Genomic DNA, 17,549 nt, shown 5'->3' on the forward strand with positions numbered 1-17,549 from the left:
CACGGCCGAGGGTCCCGTCGGGGCCCCTCAGCCGTGGTGTCCGTCAGCAGGCGGACCGGTCTGTCGCCGTGCCCTTCTCGCAGGCCGACTCCTGGGCCCGGCCGCGCAGCTGCGCCAGCGGGGATTCCCCGGCGGACCTGAGCTGTGCCTGCCGGCCGTCGGCCCCCAGGAGCTGGGCGGCGCGGTCCTCGTCCGTGAGGGGGGCGACGAGCGCCGCCCCCGGCTTCTCCTCGACGAACACCCCCTGGCCGATGGGCAGGTGCACGGACGCCTGGTACGCCTGCGCCTGCGGCGACACGGCCCGCCGCTTGACCCGGTCCAGGGCGTTGTCCACGTAGAACAGGCCGCGGCCCGCCGTGCCGATCGACTGGCGCAGGCCGTCGAGCGTCGTGCCGGCGGGCTGCTCGACCCGGAGCCGGATCTGTCCCCCGGTGTACCCGCGGCCGAGCTTGCCGGCGAGGACCTTGTCCACCTTGACCACGACGCTGGCCCAGCGGATCGCGGCCTCCTCGCTCTCGTAGGGAACGACCCGCGGCCTCGGCGAGTCGTCGTCCGAGGCGTACGCGATGCCCGGCTCTACGCCGACGACCGTGCCCTCGACCAGCGCGGCGGCCGGGCGGAACGCGCCGGACGGCCGGGCGCCGGGGGTGATGTCCTCCAGGGAGTCGAAGAGGTACTGGCCCGTCCCACCCGCGTCCGTGTGGAGCTGGGACCAGAACGAGCGCTGCGGCTGCTGACCGGCCTGCGGGGCGGCCTGCTGGGCAGCCTGCGGGGCGCATCCGGTGAGTACGGCGGTGGCGCAGGCGGCGACGGCCGTGACGAGTTTGAGGTTTCGCATCGCCGGTCTCCTAGTAGCGGCCGTTGATGTGGGCGACATCGTGCGCGCTGTATTTGATGATCTTGTGTGCGCCGGTCTTCAGGCACGACGTCGACTCGGTGGAGTGGTCCAGCCCGACCGTGTGCCCGACCTCGTGACACGCCAGGGCCTGCCGCTGGGTCGCGGTCATCCAGTCGATGTCGGCCAGATCGTAGCGGACCTCGTACTGGTCGCAGGTCCACGGCTGGCCGCTGCTGGCCGGGGCGTTGGCCTTGACGCACTTCGAGTACGCGAACAGGTTGTAGCCCGTGCTGGAGCCGTCCCAGTCGAGGTCCCAGTGGTCGACGTAGTACTGGTCGAAGGACTCGACGTCGGTGCTCGGGTCCGCGGTGGTGTCGGCGGCCACGGTCATGTCGGTCTGGGAGTCCAGGTTGAGCAGAGCGGCTTTCACGGCGGTCCTGGTACGGGTCTCCAGGGACGCGTAGTTGTACCAGTGCTTGCCGTTGTCGGCGAAGGGGCAGCAGCCGTTGGCGTTGCCGAAGCCGTTGGCGCTGGCCGGAGACGCGGCGGTGGTGGTGACCGCGGCCGCGAGGATGATCGCTGGCAGAAGCTTTCGGTATGACATGTGATCCGTAAATTGAGGGTAAAGGATGTCCGGATATCCTGCCGGGTGCTTAAGAGCGGATCAAACTCGGGTCATCCCCTTCGCCGCCCACTCCTCCGGCGTCGTCATGAGCTCGCCGTCGCCGGCCACGGCGCATGCGGTGGGTGTTCGACCGGCGTCATCCGGCACGCATGCCGGGACTTCTGGATCTGATCGCATACTGGAAGAATCTCCCCGACAGGCGACGGACCGGAGGACTGATGGCCGAACGACCCGGCAGCGCGCGTGCGGAGGAGCCTGCGGTCAAACGCAGGAGGCCCCGTGCGGGTAGCGGGGAGTCGCTCGGCGACCAGGCGTACGAGCACATACGCGCCGCGATCCTCCAGGGCAGATACCGGCCCAACCAGCGGCTTCCGGAAGACGAGGTGGCGGCGCGGCTCAACAGCAGCCGCACTCCCGTACGCGTCGCGCTGATGCGGCTGGTCGATCAGGGGCTGGTCGTCCGGGAGCGGCAGGGCTGGGTGGTGCGCGAGCACACGCCGGAGGAGATCCGCGAGATCTACGAGGTGCGGTGCGCCCTTGAGTCGATGGCCACCGGACTGGCCGCCGTACGCGCGTCCGAGGAGCAACTGGACAGGATCGCCGCGTTCTACGACGGGCCGATGGCGGACTTCGTCCAGCGCCCACGGGCCGAGCTGGGGCGGATGAACCGCGATTTCCACGAGGCCATCGTGCGGGCCTCGGGCAACGGCCGGCTGCTGGACGAATGGCTGCGCAACCGCGACTTCGGCATCACCTACAACATGGCCGTCCTGTTCACCCCGGACGAGGTGATCACCTGCGTGGCGGGCCATCAGCGCATCGTCGAAGCGCTGACGAACCGCGACCGTGAGGGCGCGGAGCGGCAGGCGCGGATCCATGTCGAGGACGTCCAGGCCGCGGCCGGCCGCCGGCTCGACGCCCTGCGGACGTCCGCCGGGCTGTACCTGACCTGAGGGGATAGGCCCTGGTCACGATGGAGTGCGGAGATGGGTGCGCTGTCCGTCGTGCTCGAGGATGGTCAGGATCTCGGCCGGGCCGTCCTGGGCGCCGAAGGCGTGGGGGATCATGGTCGAGAACTCCGCCGCCTGACCGGCCTCGACCACGATGGTCCGCTCTCCCAGCAGGAGTACGACGGCTCCCGACAGAACGGTGAACCAGTCCCTTCCCGGGTGGACCTTCAGCTCGGCGGGGTCCTTCGGGGGCGGCTTGGTGAGGCGCATCTTGGCCACGGTCATGCCTTGCGGCCCTGGTTCCCGGCTCAGCGTCCAGATGGTCATCCCCCGTGCCTCGTTGCGCTGGGGCCTGATCACCACATCGTCGTCGGTGACCGACTCCACGAGGTGGTCGAGGGTGGTCTCCAGAGCGCGGGCGATCGCGGTCAGCTGGTCGAGACTGATGCGCCGGTGGCCCGTCTCGATCCGGCTCAGGGTGGACGGGCTGAGGTAGCAGCGGGCCGCCAGATCGTCGAGTGACCAGCCACGGGCCGTACGCAGTCCCCTGATCCGCTTGCGGACCAAGCCGTCGAGATCTCCATCTTGCTTCATACGCAAGAGCTTATGCCAGAGGGGCAAGGCGGACATAGTCTCCAAGCATGACAACCCACCATGACCACTCCGCGGCCGGAGCCGACGCTGGGATGACCGAACTCCTGGATCTGGACGCGGAGGTGCTGCACGCGTACCTGTCCGAGGTGACCGCCTGGGTCCACCAGCTCGCCGGCGACCCGCCCCCCGGCCACCTCCTCGACCTCGGCAGCGGGACCGGCACCGGCACGTTCGCCCTGCTGGAGCGCTTCGAGAAGGCCGAGGTGACGGCGCTGGACATGTCCGCGCCCTATCTGCATCACCTCCGGAACAAGGCCCATGAACGGGGCGTGGCTCACCGTGTCCGCACCGTTCAGGCCGATCTGGACGCGGCATGGCCCGACCTCGCCCCCGTCGACCTGGTGTGGGCGGCCTCGTCCTTGCACCACATGGCGGACCCCGTCCGCACGCTCACCGGCGCCCTCACGGCGCTCCGCCCCGGCGGGCTGCTGGTGGCGGTCGAGCTCGACTCCTTCCCGCGCTTTCTGCCCGACGACCTCGGCATCGGCCGCCCCGGGCTCGAAGCGCGCTGCCAAGCCGCTCTGGCCGAGGAGCGCAACGCCCGACTCCCGCACATGGGCGCCGACTGGGGCCCACTCCTGACCCGGGCCGGGTTCACCGTCGAGACCGAACGGGTCTTCACCGTCGACCTGACGCCCCCTCTGCCCGCCGCCGCCGGCCGCTACGCCCAGCTGAGCCTGCGACGCGTACGAACCGGGCTGGGTGGACGGCTGAGCGCCGACGACCTGGCCACGCTCGACGCCCTTCTCGACGACGAAAGGCCCGACGGCATCCTGCGGCGGGACGACCTCCACGTCCGCACCACGAGGACCGCCTGGGCGGCCCGACGCCCATAGCCGCCGGTTGACCCCACACGCTCCCGCACAGGTCGGGAGCGTGTTCGTGGGCCCTCGACTGCCATCGGCGACGGATGCGAAACGGTGATGAAACACCCTCTTGAGCACTTGGATCCAAATTTGTACTCTACATTGCATGCAATCTTCGAAGAGCTTCTCGTCGGTCGGCCCGCGTACTGAGGCGATCGTCACGACGGAGCCCGACGATGCCGCCCGTGGCGCGGTGCTCCTGCCGTCGCTGCCCGGCAAGCCCGAACTGACCCCCGAAACCGCCCAGGTGATCGAGGAGATACCGGGCTACCTGGGCGTACCGTTCGTCAGCCCGATCTTCCAGGCGCTCGCGAACTACCCGGACTACCTCGCCCCGGCCTGGAACCGGTTCAAGCCGGTCATCGGGTCACCCGAGTTCAAGCAGGCCGCGGCGGGGCTGGGCGTGCCGGCCGGGCTGCTGCCCGCACCGGAGGAGTCGTCGGCAGCCGGTGACATCCGCCGTTACACGATCACGTTCCACCGGCTGCTGCCCGAGATCCTCCTGCTGGCCTCGTGCTGGTACCGAGGGCTGACCGTGGGCGCCCCCGCGGCCCTCGCGCTCGACGGCACCTCCCCCGCGCCGGCCGATCCGGGCCCGCGTGGCGTCGCTCCGGAAGCGGTCAACATCGTGCCGGACGGGACTCCGCCCGACGAGGAACTGGCGCGGGTGTACGAGGAGATCCGCGCCGTACACGGTCATCCTCGGGTGCTGAGCTACTACCGCGCCATCGGCGGCCGGCCCGGCCTCATGCCGCAGGTGTGGCAGCGGCTGGAACCGATCGCCCGCAGCGCGGAGTACGCCGCGGCGCGCGAGCAGGTGCTGGCCGACGCCGCCGCCGCTGCCGCCCGCCTGCCCGTCCCGGTGATCGACACGGCTCACGCGGACGAGGTCGCGGCCGTTCTCGCGGTGTTCCGGCTCCGCCTGATCCCCTCACTGCTGCTCGACACGGCGGTCGTTCTCGCGCTTCTGGGGGAGAACGCGGCGATCGTCACCACCTGACCCACCCGCCTGCGCTCTCCAGGAAGCGTCTCGGCTGACAACACCGGCCTCCGGGCCGCTGACCAGGCCAGGGACGCCGGCCGGGGCTCGGGATAATCGGTTGCCCCGGCCGGAACGCCGCTGACAGGATCCACGCCATGTCTGCCTTCTCCGCACATGACGGAACCACCCTGGCCTACCACGGGTTCGGAGCGGGCACCCCGCTGATCTGCCTGCCGGGCGGCCCGATGCAGGACTCCGACTACCTCGGCGAACTCGGCGGCCTGTCGGCGCACCGGCAGTTGATCATGCTGGACCCTCGGGGCACCGGCCGCTCCGCGACACCGGAGGATGCCGCCTCCTACCGCTGTGACCGGCTGGTCGACGACGTCGAGGCACTGCGCGAGCATCTTGGCCTTGACCGGTTCGACCTGCTCGCGCACTGCGCCGGCGCGAACCTCGCGGCCCTGTACACGGCCCGGCATCCGCGACGCGTCGGCAAGCTCGCGCTGATCACGCCGAGCCCCTTCGCCGTCGGCCTCGCGGCCACCGGTGAGGACCGGATGGAGGTCGCGCGGCTGCGCAAGGACGAGCCCTGGTTCGCGGCCGCCTTCGCGGCCCTTGAGGCGATCGTGGGCGGCAAAGCCACCGGCGACAGCTGGACGGCCATCGACCCCTTCTTCTACGGCCGGTGGGATGCGGCCGCACAGGCCCACCACGCCGTCCAGCAGGGTCATCGCAACGACGAAGCCGCCGCGGCCTTCGGCGCCGAGGGCGTCTACGACCCGGCTGCCACCCGCGCGGCACTGGCCGCGTTCGACACGCCGGTGCTGCTGCTGGCCGGAGAGGTCGATCTGAACACGCCCCCGAGCGTCGTGGCCGAGTACGCCGAGCTGTTCCCCGATGCCGAGTTCGTGGTTCAACCGCGAGCGGGCCACTTTCCGTGGGTCGACGACGCTGACCGGTTCGTGGCGACGACCGCGAAGTTCCTGGGCTGACGTTCCTGGGCTGAACGCCGCGGCGATCGAGGCGGCCGATTTCTGGTGCCGGGTCACTCCCGACGGCTATCCGATGCCCGATCAGGGATGGAAGCTAGATGAGACGGCTGCTGTCCGTCCTGGCCGGCGCGCACCCCGGACGGAGACGGTCACGGCCTGATCGGCATGCGAACGCGTCAAGCTCTACGGAGGAACGGTCACGGCCGGGCCGAAGCCGTCAGGCGGATTCGAGGTGGCGGTCACCCTGCCCCTGGCCTCCCCCGCCATAAACAATCGCCCTTCGTGATCCGATGACCAAGAACTTGTTCACGATGATGGCGAACCTGCGATACTACACACTCCCCAGCGCCCGCTGAAAAGCCTCCCGGGCCCGCCTTAGAGGCGGGCCCGGGTCATTCTGGCTGTTTCACGAGGCCTTGTCGGGCCGCTCCGAGATGCGGATGGCGTTGACGATCGTCATGCCCTGCCGCGTGGCGAAGCGGACGTTGAGCTGGCCGTCGGTGACCTTCACCGTGTACTGCCTGCTGACGGCCGTGTACGTGCCCGCCTCCAGCGCCAGGTCCAGCGCCGGGATCGCGAGCTGGCCCTCGACGAGCACGTCGAAGACCCGGCGGCCGATCTGCGTCGACTTGACGTCGGCGAAGTCCAGCTCGACGGTGTACGTCCCGGCCGGCACGTTGTCGAAGCGGTATTCCAGCATCCCTTCGCGAGCCGTCTTGAACAGCGCCTGGTCGTCGGTGCCCTTGATGGCCTTGGACGAGGTGGTCGTACGGGTCGAGGTGGCGATATACCCGTAACCGCCCGTGCTGTACTTCTTGTCGGCTGTCCACGCGTCGCCGGTGGTGTCGGTCACGGCCTTGGTGCCGCCGACCTCCACGGCCACCTGGAGCTTGGGCACCACGACCGTCACCGTGACCTCGATGATCGGCTGCCGCCCGCTGGCCGACTTCACGATCAGCTTGCCCGAGCGGTATGTGCCCGGCTGGACGCCGGTGCTGGACACGCTGACCTTCAGCGTGACCGCCTGCCCCTTGGCCAGGTTGCCCGCCGTCGGTGTGACGCCGATCCAGCTCTGCGCCGGGTCGGTGGTGACGGTGTAGGCCGTGGGCGAGCCGAGGTTGGTCAGCTCCATCGTGCGGGTCCTGGCGGCGTTCGCGGGCAGCACCACGGTCAGCTCGCTGACCGAGGGGCTGACCCGGCCGGTGACCAGCGCGGTGTCGATCCTGGTGACCGTCGTCGGCGCGATCGTCACGGTCTTGGTGAACGTGCCGTAGTTGTCCTTCGACACCACCACCTCATAGTCGCCGGCCAGGACCTGCCCATAGAAGGCGCCGTCCTCGCCCGTGGTGTAGGTGGCCACGTCGCCCACCTTGACCGTCGCGCCCGCGAGCGGCTTGCCGTCGTTGGCGTCGGTGACGGTGCCGGTCACCAGGCCGTGCCTGCTCGCGATGAACGTCAGGCTCTGCCCGTTGGACAGCGCGGCCTCCTCGTTGGCGTACTGGAGCGCGTCGGTGCCCGTCGCGTTCTCGATGCCGATCGTGGCGCTGGTGCCCTTCTCGCGCTCGCTCTCGATGTCCTTGTAGCGGTAGCTCATCGTGCCGTCCTCGCCCAGCAGGGCGGCGAACGAGACGCGCTGATCGGCGGCCGAGTAGAACTTCATGTTGCGCCACTCGACCACGAACTGGCGGTGCGGCGCCGTCCCCGTGACGCCGGTGTAGACGCCGCTGTCGGCGTCCAGCACCAGGTCATCCCAGTACGGGTAGACGGCGTTGTTGGGCGTACCGGCGCTGGGCAGCTTGCCGTTGCTGCCGGTGACGACCTTGTCGGTGGCGAAGGTGGCGAACCCGTTGGTGCTGATCCACGCCTTGCTCTTCCCCACCCCGTAGAACGGGACCGGGAACGGCAGCGTCACCTGCTGCGCCTCGTCGTCGCCCGTGAGCGCGAGCTTGTCGGTGCCCGCGACGTACGGCGCGGCGGCGCTGCGGCAGGTGTAGCCGAAGTCGTCGCCGCGCAACGGCAGCTCGACATCCTTGGTCACGTCCCCGGCCACCGTGACGGACGCCGTGGCGCCGCTGGCGCAGCGGGAGACCGGAGTGATCGTGAGGTCGTAGGTGCCGTTCGGCAGCGACATCCGGTAGCGGCCCGCGGCGTCGGTGACCGCGCTGACAGGCGTGCCGACCGCCTCGACCGTGGCGCCCGGCTCCGGCGTGCCTGCCGTGGTGACCGTACCGGTGACCACGCCCGTGGCCTTCTGGGTCATCACCACGTCGGTGGTGGTGCTCTGGTCGGCCGCGATCGTCGCTGTCGCGCTGCCCTTGTCGTAGCCGAACTTCTCCGCGGCGATCTGATAGTCGCCCGGCAGCAGGCGCGGGACGGCGTACGTCCCGTCCGCCCCGGTGATCACCGTACGGCTCAGCGGCCCGGACAGGGTGACCGTGGCACCGGACACCGGGCTGCCCGCGGCGGTGACCGTGCCCTTGAGGTCGCCGAGACCCTCGCGCGGCGCGGCGGACACCGCCGCGAAGGCGTCCAGGCGGCCCTCGCCCCAGACATTGTTGTCGGCGGCGGTGCCGCCGCAGCTGGTGTCGTTGACGTCGATCGCGGTGCTGTCGAGCAGCGGCCGGGTGGCGGCCACATCACCCTGGAGCCCCGGCGACGCCGACCAGATCAGCGCCACCGTCGCGGCCAGGTGCGGCGAGGCCATCGACGTGCCCGTGTAGCTGTCGTAGCCGTTGCCGGGCACCGAGGAGCGGACGTCCACGGCGGGGGCGGCGAGGTTCGGCTTGATCTCGCCGTTCTCGCCCTCGCCCTTGCTGGAGCGGGCGTACAGGACGTTGTTGACGTCGAAGCCGCCCGCGCTGTAGCTGTTCACGTACTGGCCGGGCGAGCCGCTGGTACGGCAGGCGGGCCCCTCGTTGCCGTTGGCGAAGGCCGGGAAGATGCCGGCGGCGACCCACGCGTCGACGATCTCCTTGTACCAGGGGTCGAAGCCCACGCCGCCCCAGGAGTTGTTGATGATGTCGGGGGCCAGGTCGGGGCGCGGGTTGGCGCCGTTCAGGTCGGTGGGCGCGAGCATCCACTGGCCGGCGGCGAGCAGCGAGGCGTCCGTGCAGGTGTTGACCTCACAGCCCTTGGCGGCGATCCACTTGGCGCCGGGCGCCACCCCGATGCCGTTGGCCCCGACCATGGTGCCCATGACGTGCGTGCCGTGCCCGAGGTTGTCGCAGGGCGCCGCGCTCGGGCAGATGCGCGCCGGGTCGAACCAGTTGTAGTTGTGGTCGACGGAGCCGTCAGGGCTCCTGCCGCGGTAGGCGGCGGCCAGCTCGGGGTGGTCGAACTGGGCGCCGGAGTCGATGGTGCCGACCACGATGCCTTCGCCGCGGTCGCCGAGCTCGTTCCAGACGCGCGGGGCGTTGATGCGGTCGATGTTCCACTCGACGGCGTTGACCTTCGCCTCGGCCTTGCCGGGCACCGGCTTCGGCAGCGACACGGTCCGTACGGGGTCGATGCGGTCCACTTCCGGCAGGGTGGCGATCTCGGCCGCCAGCTTGGGGTCGGCGGTCACTCTGACGGCGTTGACGATCCAGTACGGGGTGTAGTCGGCCTCGTGGGAGTCCAGAAGCTTGCGCAGGGCCGCCTGCGAGCTGCCGGCCTTGGCGGTCTTGGCCTCGAAGACCTGCTCGGCCTTGTCGTCCTTGGTCTTGGCCCGGCGGGCACCGCTGAGGTCCGCGGTGCCCTTCAGGCGTACCCAGAAGGTGGCCTTACCGTCCGCTGCCAGGTCGGCCTGGACGGATTGATTGATCTTTCCCGGGTCGGGCGCGGCTTGGGCCACGCCCTGGGGGAGGATGAGGGTGACAGCGGCGGCGACCGCGATCAAGATCGCACGCCAATGGGGGGTGGACGGCACACGCTCTCCTTCACGCCATGGAGTAGAGCTGATCTTTACGCCTATGGGGAGAAGAGTGAAGAGAACGTGTCAGCTTTGCAAGGGCTCGACCATAACAAGACATGACTTGTCATGAAATGTGATCTGGTAACTGGAGAGGGCCCTAGACCACCTGGTTGGGGATCGCCCCGCCATAGCGCCTGTCGCGCTTGGCGAAGGTCTCGCACGCCTCCCAGAGATCGCGGCGGTCGAAGTCCGGCCAGAGCCGGTCGAGGAACACCATCTCGGCGTAGGCCGACTGCCACAGCAGGAAGTTGGAGAAGCGCTGCTCCCCCGACGACCGTACGAACAGGTCGACCTCCGGGATCTCCGGCTCGTCCAGATAGCGGGCGAACACCTTCTCGTTGACCTTCGATGGCTTGACCCGGCCCGCCGCGATGTCGTTCGCCAGCCGTAGCGCCGCCTCGACGATCTCGGCCTGTCCGCCGTAGTTGACGCAGAACTGCAACGTCAGCTTGCGGTTGTCCTTGGTCAGCTCCTCGGCGGTCTGCAGCTCGGAGATCACGCTCTTCCACAGGCGGCCCGGCTTGCCCGCCCAGCGCACCCGTACGCCCATCGCGTGCAACTCGTCGCGGCGGCGGCGGATGACGTCGCGGTTGAAGCCCATGAGGAAGCGGACCTCGTCGGGCGAGCGCTTCCAGTTCTCCGTGGAGAAGGCGTACGCGGACAGGTAGGGGATGCCCAGCTCCAGCGCGCCCTCGATGACGTCGAACAGCGACGCCTCGCCTGCCTTGTGTCCTTCGGTGCGCGGCAACCCGCGGGCCTTGGCCCAGCGACCGTTGCCGTCCATGATGATCGCCACATGCTTGGGCACCAGGTCACGCGGGATCGGCGGCGGAACCGCGCCGGACGGATGCGGGGTCGGGGGTCGGACGTTCACACAGGCTCCCTTTCGACGTGTCGCAGAGAGCGTATTCCGTGTTCGAGGTGCCATTGGAGATATGCGGCGACGAGGCCGCTGCACTCGCCGCGATGCCGTGACTGTGACGCGTCGGCCGTGGCCCAGTCGCCGCGCAGCAGCGCGGTCATGAGCCCGATCGTCTCCCCCGCGGGCACCACCGATCCGGACGGTTTGCACGCCCCGCACACCACACCGCCGGCCACGATGGCGAACGCCCTGGTCGTCGTGGCCTGGCACCGGGCGCACGCGTCCAGCGCGGGGGCGTAGCCGGCGACCGCCAGGGAGCGCAGGAAGTAGGCGTCGAGCACCAGCCTGGCCTCGTGCTCGCCGTCGGCCAGTGTGCGCAGCCCGCCCACCAGCAGCAGGAACTGCCGCAGCGCCGGCTCCTTCTCGCCCTGCGTGAGCCGGTCGGCGGTCTCCAGCATCGCCGTGCCCGCGGTGTAGCGGGGATAGTCGATCGCCAGCGCCTCGCCGTAGGGCCTGATGGTCTCCGCCTGCGTGACGACGTCGAGCGTGCGCCCGGTGTGCAGCTGCAGGTCGACGTGGGTGAACGGCTCCAGCCTGGCCCCGAAGCGCGAGGTGGTGCGGCGCACGCCCTTGGCCACGGCGCGGACCTTACCGGTGCGCTTGGCCAGGATGGTGACGATGCGGTCGGCCTCACCGAGCTTCTGCGTGCGCAGAACCACGCCTTCGTCACGATAGAGACTCACTCACCCATCCTATTGGGCTCCTCTTGGGCGCAAGGGCCATGCTCGGGTTGAGCGGCTTTACGGAGCTCGGATGGGACGCTTCGCGAAGTTTGGGGGGAGCGGCTGCGCGAAGGTTGAGTGGAGCGGCTGCGCGAAGTTTGGGTGGATTCGCGAAGCTCGAGGTGATTCGCGAAGCTCGAGTGGAACGGCTGCGCAGAGCTTGGATGGAGCGACTTTGCGCAACTCTCACTAGACTTTGACGTCCGTCCCCGCTCTACCCGTTGTTCAACCCCCCGCAACCGCCTCGAAAGGGAGTCATGACCCGCGTGGTCCTGCTGGGCTCTTCGCCCGGCCCCGACACCGCTCCGACCGGCCTGAGGCTGGCCGCGCTGCCTGGCAATCCCACCGTGGCCGAACGGCTGCGCAGCCAGATCCTCTCCCTGGATCCGCAGCCGGCCACGATCGAGCCCGGCGACGTGGCCTCCGCTCTGCGCGCGCTGGCCGACGTAGCCGAGTCCGCAACGGAGAACCTGTTCCTGATCCCGGACAACTCGATCGTCCACGACGAGCTGATCTACCAGATCACCAAGGCCAAGCGCGGCGCGCTGGCCCTCGTCGCCAAGGAGCCGCGCCCGGACGTGGTCGACCAGGCGCAAGAGGACATCGTCCCGATCGACGAGGCGGAGCCCGAGATCGGGCTCAACAAGCTCGAAGGGCTGCCCGTCCGCGCCCGCGCCGGCAAGTCCCGCATCATCTCCGTCGGCACCGCCAACCACGCCGTGACCAGGCCCAACACGGTGCTACTCGGCCCCCTGCACGTGAGCGCGCGCAACGCTCCCATGCTGGCCGAGACCTGCCGCGAGCTCGCCGACATGGCCGGCTCGTTCGGCGCCGACGACGACCTGATCCAGCTGATCGTCTTCGGTCTGGTCCGCAAGGGCGTGTCCGTCGGCATCCGCGGCCGCCGCGACCTCTTCTACCGCCGGGTCACCACCCAGGAGGAGGTCAACGAGGCCGGCACCGAGATGTCCGGCATCAACGAGGACCGGGCCAGACTCGACAACGCGGTCAAGGGCGCGGACGGCTTCTTCACCACCTATTTCGTCTCCACCTACTCCCGCTACATCGCGCGCTGGGCCGCCCGTCGCGGCCTGACGCCCAACCAGGTGACGCTGATTTCGATCATGCTCGGCGTGCTGGCCGCGGCCTGCTTCGCCACCGGCGCCCGGCCGTGGATGGTGGCGGGCGGCGTGCTGATCTACTTCGCCTTCGTCTTCGACTGCGTCGACGGCCAGGTCGCCCGCTACGCCCGCAAGTTCGGCGTGCTCGGCGCGTGGCTCGACGCCACCTTCGACCGCTTCAAGGAGTACGTCGTCTTCGCCGGCCTGGCCATCGGCTGGGTCGTGTCGGGCAACGGCGACGACATCTGGATTCTCGCGCTGGCTGCGCTGGGCCTGCAGTCCACCCGCCACCTGCTCGACTTCTCCTTCGGCGTCTCCAACCGCCGCAAACCGCCCGCCCAGCTGCCCACGCTGCCCCTGGACGCCCCCGACGACCGCGCCCTGCGCAAGGCGCTGGAGCGTCGTAAGGTGGAGCGCAGTCAGGGCATCCGCGGCGTGCTCAAGATGTGGACCCGCGCCGGCCGCTTCCGCGCCGTGCACTGGGCCCGCAAGATGATCGTGTTCCCCATCGGCGAGCGGTTCGCGGCCATCGCGATCACCGCCGCCCTCTTCGACGCCCGCATCACCTTCCTCACACTGGTGATCTGGGGCTCCGTCGCCGCCGCCTACACCCTCACCGGACGCCTCATGAGGTCGCTCGCATGATCACCGCACCACTGGCCGCAGCTACTCCCACGCCGGATCCCGACGAGGAACGCCGCCGCATCCAGACCGCCCGCCTCCTCGCCTACCGCGACGACGGCCCTCTCGTACACGCGCTGGCGGGTCGCATCGGCAAGGGCATCCCGCCGGTCCCGGCCACGCTCGTCGCCCTGCTGGCGGTGGTGGCCGTGACGGTCACCGGCGTACTGAAGTCGGGCCCGATCCTGCTCCTGCCGCCGCTGATCGTGCTCCTGCTGGTGCTCCCGACCGCGCCCCGCAACCACCTGGGCCGCCTCGACTGGCTCACCCCGCCGCTGCTGCGCGGCGCCGAGTTCCTCACGATCATCGCGGTGGGGCTGGCGGCCGACGTACCGAAGTGGCTGCTGTTCGTGCTCGTGTACGTCGTGGGCTATCACACGTATGACACCGTCTACCGGACACGGCAGAGCATCTGGCCGCCCGCCTGGGTCTTCCACGCGGGGCTCGGCTGGGAACTGCGCCTGCTGATCATCGGCGTCGCCGCAGCGTTGGGCGTGCTGCCTGCGGTGCTGGCGGTGCTGACGGCGTACCTGTTCGTACTGTTCGCGGTGGAGAGCGTGACCAGCTGGGTCCGCCTCGACAAGGCGTCCGCCCAGGCCGGCGCCGACGCCGAACAGGACCTGGAGGCATCTCCGGAGGACGCCATGGAACAGGCCACGGGAGAGGCCGAGAAGGGCTGACGTCCCTCCCTCTCCTTGCACCACCCCCGTGTGTCATGCGGGGGTGGTGTTTTCTTTTCTATACGAGCTAGCAGCTCCCGCTCGCACACTCTCTGCGCCGCGAAACTCGATGCCCCTCACCGAACTCCGGGACGTCTTCTCCCGCATCGACAGGTTCAGCGAAGGCCTGGCCGAGCAGTACGGTTGTCCTGCTTGGCGGATGGAGCCGATCAGGTCTTCGCTCGCGGAGTGCTCGACCTTGGTGGAGTACTGGAGGCGGTGATTCCGGCCACGGAGTACCGAGACGGGCTGCCGGGCGAGTGCCATGCGGCCTACGACGAGTTGCTGGGCCGGGCGGTCCGGGCCCAGCGGCTGGACTTCGTGGAGTCCACCTCGGAGTCACACATGACGGCCAGCGCACGCATGCTTGACGACGCCGATGTGTTGTTCGCCGTCTGGGACGGACAGCCCGCCCGAGGCTATGGCGGCACCGCTGACGTGGTGGCCGAGGCCCGGCGGCGGGAGATGTCCGTCCGAGTGATCTGGCCCGAAGGAGCCCGGCGAGATTAGGAGCCTCTAGGCACTAGATAGCACCAAGTCCTCTGCGTCGTGCCGGTCGCCGCTCAGGACCATGGCGTTGCGGTCGAGCGCCACCAGCCATGCGCCACGGCTGAATTTCTCGCCACGCCACCCCAGTGACGGCTCGCCTGGAGGGCTTCAAGGAGTCGCGACCTCCATGTCCCCGGAGTCGCTGGACAGCGCGATCGAACGCTGGGCCGAGGTGTCACTGGCGGTCCTGATGACCTTGTTCCCGGAGTCGGTTCTGGCGTCGATCCGGTACGGCCTCTGCGGCACGTGGATCACGGTCTTGCCCGAGTCGGTGACGGTCGTGACCTTGTCCGGCGGCCCGGTGAAGGTCAGGGTCATGTCCCCCGAGTCGGTCTTCGCGACGACGTACTTGCCCGTCAGGCCGCTGGCCTCGACGGCCCCGGAGTCGCTCGTGGCCTCCAGCGCGCCCGACAGCCCCTTCAGCGTCAGGTCCCCCGAGTCGGAGCGGACCTTGACGCGCAGGCCCTTGGGCACCTCGACCTGGTAGCTCACGTCGCAGGTCACGCCCCAGGCGCCCAACCCCCAAGAGGTCGGACAATCGAACGCCAACTCCAGCGTGTCACCCCGTACCTCGCGGCGGGTCGTCGGCTTGTTCTTGCGCCAGTTGAGGCGCTCGACCACACGGATGCCCTGCCGATCCGACTCGACCACGTCCACAGTGCCGGCGTCGGCTTCGATGTGCAGCGCTGCCACCTTGTCGGTGAGGTCGTACGACCTGGTGTCCGCCTCGGACGTAATACCGGCGCCGCATCCGGTCAACACCGCCGCGAGCCCGAGCAGGCCCGCGATCACCGCCGTTCTCTCCATCTTCATGGTGCTCAATTCTGCGGGACGCGCCCCGTACCTGGCCTCCAGGTGATCCCTGAAATCCCCCTGACAACATCACTGAGTGAAACCGGCGATCACCAAGGACAGCGCCTTGCGAACGGTCTGGTTGTGGTCCACGTCGCCCGCGTCGGTGAGGGTCTGCGTCGCGCCACGGGAGCGCAGGTCGCTCTGGCAGTACAGGGCGTTGTCGTACGCGACGGTCGGAGTCACCCTTGGCGTGGTGGAGGCGTAGCGGGACGTCCAGCTTCCAGGCGCAGGTGGAGTCGAGCGCGGTCATCAGCTGCTTGAGCTTGCCGGTCGGCGTGCGCACCTTGTCCAGGAACTCCGCATTGTCTCAGCGAGGCCGCCAGAAAGCAGAAAGCCAAGCAGTTGCGGGAGTCGCAGTTGACGCCTGATCTGGCGGGTTACGGGGTGGTCGTGCATGGATTCCTGCGGGAGAAGACGGCGAGCCCTGACCGCTTTCCGCTGCTGGAGGACTTCTGGAAGGAGACGTTCGAGGCGGCGGGAGCGAGCCCGGTCGACCTGCTGTAGCGGAGAGAGTTCTGTCGACCCGCCCCTTGTAGCGGAGGGTGTTCGAGAGCGCTCTCTGTAGGCGGCGACTGGTCTTTCTCCGAGTCGTCAAGGCTGTGTTGACACGGCTTTACGCCTGTGTTTACGTCTCGTGAGAGAGCGCTCTCTAGCAACCAACCTCTGCTCAAGCCTCCGCATCCCCCCAGGAGCAAGGAATGGCAGCACAATCACCGAGCCGCAGGCGCTTGGCGTCGGTGGCCGTGGCGCTGGCGGCGCTCGCCGCCCTCCTCGTGCACGTGGCCGTGAGCGCGTCCGCGGCCGTGCCCCCGACCCCTTCCGGCTGGTCGCTGGTCTGGTCGGACGACTTCAACGGCACTGCGGGCGCGCCGCCCTCGTCGGCCAACTGGATCGTGGACACCGGGCACGCGTACCCGGGCGGACCGGGCAACTGGGGCACCGGCGAGATCCAGAACTACACCGGCTCCTCCTCGAACCTCGGCCTCGACGGCGCCGGGAACCTGCGCATAACGCCCCAGCGCAGTAGCTCCGGCGAATGGACGTCGGCGCGCATCGAGACGACGCGGGCCGACTTCAAGCCGGCCGACGGGCGGGTGCTGCGTATCGAGGGCCGCATCCAGATGCCGAACGTGACCGGTCAGGCCGCCCTCGGCTACTGGCCGGCGTTCTGGGCGCTCGGATCGCCGTACCGGGGTAACTACTGGAACTGGCCGGGCATCGGCGAGTTCGACATCATGGAGAACGTCAACGGCATCAACTCCGTCTGGGGCGTCCTGCACTGCGGCGTGAGCCCCGGCGGGCCGTGCAACGAGACCACCGGCCTGGGCGCCAACCGCGCCTGCCCCGGCTCGACGTGCCAGGAGGCCTTCCACACCTACCGCTTCGAGTGGGACCGCAGCGTGAGTCCCAATCAGTTGCGCTGGTACGTGGACGGCCAGCAGTTCCACAGCGTGAGCCAGTCGCAGATGGACGCCACGAGCTGGGCCGACATGACCGGTCACGCCGGCTACTTCCTGCTGCTCAACGTGGCCATGGGCGGGGCGTTCCCGAACGCGCTGGCCGGCAGCGGGACGCCGGTTGCGGCCACCGTGCCGGGGCGGCCGATGGTCGTCGACTACGTGGCGGTATGGCAGAGCGGCAGCTCCGGGCCGACCAACCCGCCAGGCGGGGTGGACGCCCGATCGACCATCCAGGCCGAGAGCTACCAGGCCCAGTCGGGCACCATCGTCGAGGCCACCACGGACACGGGCGGCGGCCAGAACGTCGGCGCCATCGCCAACGGTGACTGGCTCCGCTTCGACGGGGTGAACTTCGGCTCCACGGCCGCCGGGCAGTTCAAGGCCAGGGTGGCGTCGGGGGCGGCGGCGGGTGTGAGCGGGCTCGTGCAGGTACGGCTCGACAGCCCCACGGCCACGCCGATCGGCGACTTCGCGCTGGCCAACACGGGCGGCTGGCAAAACTGGCGGACGGTACCGGCGAACATCTCGGGAGTGACCGGTACGCACACGGTCTACCTGACATTCAGCAGCGGGCAGCCGGCCGACTTCGTCAACGTCAATTGGTTCACCTTCTCCACCACCTGACGGACCGCCTCTCGGAGGATAAGGCGGGACCGCT

17 protein-coding genes are annotated in these 17,549 nt (G+C 69.4%); 9 read left to right on the forward strand and 8 right to left on the reverse strand.

Annotated features, from left to right (window positions below; all coding sequences use genetic code 11):
* Window positions 1-43: 43 nt before the first annotated feature.
* Both AB0H88_RS05830 and AB0H88_RS05835 read right to left on the reverse strand, forming a co-directional pair.
* Entirely contained in the window at window positions 44-838 is a 795-nt protein-coding gene (locus AB0H88_RS05830; RefSeq protein ID WP_357641675.1) for a hypothetical protein, read from the reverse strand.
* 10 nt (window positions 839-848) lie between these two features.
* Window positions 849-1,442, reverse strand: coding sequence for a matrixin family metalloprotease (locus AB0H88_RS05835; RefSeq protein ID WP_357641677.1), 594 nt, complete (start codon window positions 1,440-1,442; stop codon window positions 849-851).
* 239 nt (window positions 1,443-1,681) lie between these two features.
* On the opposite strand from AB0H88_RS05835, the gene AB0H88_RS05840 reads away from it, so the two are divergent.
* Window positions 1,682-2,416 carry a GntR family transcriptional regulator gene (locus tag AB0H88_RS05840; protein ID WP_357641679.1) on the forward strand — a complete coding sequence of 245 codons (735 nt, stop codon included), beginning with the start codon at window positions 1,682-1,684 and terminating at the stop codon, window positions 2,414-2,416.
* Between the two features lie 15 nt (window positions 2,417-2,431).
* On the opposite strand, the gene AB0H88_RS05845 is transcribed toward AB0H88_RS05840, so the two are convergent.
* The gene (locus AB0H88_RS05845; RefSeq protein WP_357641680.1) at window positions 2,432-3,007 is read right to left on the reverse strand and encodes an XRE family transcriptional regulator; all 576 of its coding nucleotides are present in this window, start codon (window positions 3,005-3,007) and stop codon (window positions 2,432-2,434) included.
* A gap of 47 nt (window positions 3,008-3,054) precedes the next feature.
* Between AB0H88_RS05845 and AB0H88_RS05850 the strand changes: the two genes are divergently transcribed.
* The 3 genes from AB0H88_RS05850 to AB0H88_RS05860 all read left to right on the forward strand — a co-directional run bounded on the left by AB0H88_RS05850 (window position 3,055) and on the right by AB0H88_RS05860 (window position 5,910).
* Window positions 3,055-3,903: a methyltransferase gene (locus AB0H88_RS05850; RefSeq protein ID WP_357641682.1), complete on the forward strand. Its 849-nt coding sequence runs from the start codon at window positions 3,055-3,057 to the stop codon at window positions 3,901-3,903.
* Between the two features lie 136 nt (window positions 3,904-4,039).
* Entirely contained in the window at window positions 4,040-4,933 is an 894-nt protein-coding gene (locus AB0H88_RS05855) for a halocarboxylic acid dehydrogenase DehI family protein (RefSeq protein WP_357641683.1), read from the forward strand.
* A gap of 137 nt (window positions 4,934-5,070) precedes the next feature.
* On the forward strand, window positions 5,071-5,910 hold the full coding sequence (locus AB0H88_RS05860; RefSeq protein ID WP_357641685.1) for an alpha/beta hydrolase: 840 nt from the start codon (window positions 5,071-5,073) through the stop codon (window positions 5,908-5,910).
* A gap of 406 nt (window positions 5,911-6,316) precedes the next feature.
* On the opposite strand, the gene AB0H88_RS05865 is transcribed toward AB0H88_RS05860, so the two are convergent.
* The 3 genes from AB0H88_RS05865 to recO form a co-directional block, all read right to left on the reverse strand.
* The gene (locus AB0H88_RS05865; RefSeq protein ID WP_357641687.1) at window positions 6,317-9,817 is read right to left on the reverse strand and encodes a S8 family serine peptidase; all 3,501 of its coding nucleotides are present in this window, start codon (window positions 9,815-9,817) and stop codon (window positions 6,317-6,319) included.
* A 142-nt stretch (window positions 9,818-9,959) separates the two neighbouring features.
* On the reverse strand, window positions 9,960-10,736 hold the full coding sequence (locus AB0H88_RS05870) for an isoprenyl transferase (RefSeq protein ID WP_357641689.1): 777 nt from the start codon (window positions 10,734-10,736) through the stop codon (window positions 9,960-9,962).
* Window positions 10,733-11,467, reverse strand: coding sequence for a DNA repair protein RecO (gene recO / locus AB0H88_RS05875; RefSeq protein WP_357641691.1), 735 nt, complete (start codon window positions 11,465-11,467; stop codon window positions 10,733-10,735). Before recO ends, AB0H88_RS05870 begins: the two co-directional genes overlap by 4 nt.
* Before the next feature lie 296 nt (window positions 11,468-11,763).
* Here recO and AB0H88_RS05880 point away from each other — a divergent pair, with 296 nt between their 5' ends.
* The 3 genes from AB0H88_RS05880 to AB0H88_RS05890 all read left to right on the forward strand — a co-directional run bounded on the left by AB0H88_RS05880 (window position 11,764) and on the right by AB0H88_RS05890 (window position 14,537).
* The gene (locus AB0H88_RS05880) at window positions 11,764-13,272 is read left to right on the forward strand and encodes a CDP-alcohol phosphatidyltransferase family protein (protein WP_357641693.1); all 1,509 of its coding nucleotides are present in this window, start codon (window positions 11,764-11,766) and stop codon (window positions 13,270-13,272) included.
* A complete protein-coding gene (locus AB0H88_RS05885) occupies window positions 13,269-13,988 on the forward strand; it encodes a DUF5941 domain-containing protein (protein WP_357641695.1) in 720 nt (239 codons plus the stop codon). The genes AB0H88_RS05880 and AB0H88_RS05885 overlap by 4 nt, the downstream gene beginning before the upstream one ends.
* Before the next feature lie 192 nt (window positions 13,989-14,180).
* Entirely contained in the window at window positions 14,181-14,537 is a 357-nt protein-coding gene (locus AB0H88_RS05890) for a hypothetical protein (RefSeq protein ID WP_357641697.1), read from the forward strand.
* Between the two features lie 147 nt (window positions 14,538-14,684).
* On the opposite strand, the gene AB0H88_RS05895 is transcribed toward AB0H88_RS05890, so the two are convergent.
* Both AB0H88_RS05895 and AB0H88_RS05900 read right to left on the reverse strand, forming a co-directional pair.
* Window positions 14,685-15,389, reverse strand: a complete 705-nt coding sequence (locus AB0H88_RS05895) for a DUF4097 family beta strand repeat-containing protein (protein WP_357641699.1) — start codon at window positions 15,387-15,389, stop codon at window positions 14,685-14,687.
* Between the two features lie 69 nt (window positions 15,390-15,458).
* Window positions 15,459-15,614: a hypothetical protein gene (locus tag AB0H88_RS05900; RefSeq protein ID WP_357641701.1), complete on the reverse strand. Its 156-nt coding sequence runs from the start codon at window positions 15,612-15,614 to the stop codon at window positions 15,459-15,461.
* A 174-nt stretch (window positions 15,615-15,788) separates the two neighbouring features.
* Between AB0H88_RS05900 and AB0H88_RS05905 the strand changes: the two genes are divergently transcribed.
* Window positions 15,789-15,935 (forward strand): hypothetical protein, encoded by a 147-nt coding sequence (locus AB0H88_RS05905; RefSeq protein ID WP_357641704.1) that lies wholly within the window; start codon window positions 15,789-15,791, stop codon window positions 15,933-15,935.
* A gap of 194 nt (window positions 15,936-16,129) precedes the next feature.
* On the forward strand, window positions 16,130-17,515 hold the full coding sequence (locus tag AB0H88_RS05910; protein WP_357641706.1) for a glycoside hydrolase family 16 protein: 1,386 nt from the start codon (window positions 16,130-16,132) through the stop codon (window positions 17,513-17,515).
* Window positions 17,516-17,549: the final 34 nt, after the last annotated feature.

This window comes from Nonomuraea sp. NPDC050680, assembly GCF_040654555.1.
GTDB lineage: Bacteria > Actinomycetota > Actinomycetes > Streptosporangiales > Streptosporangiaceae > Nonomuraea.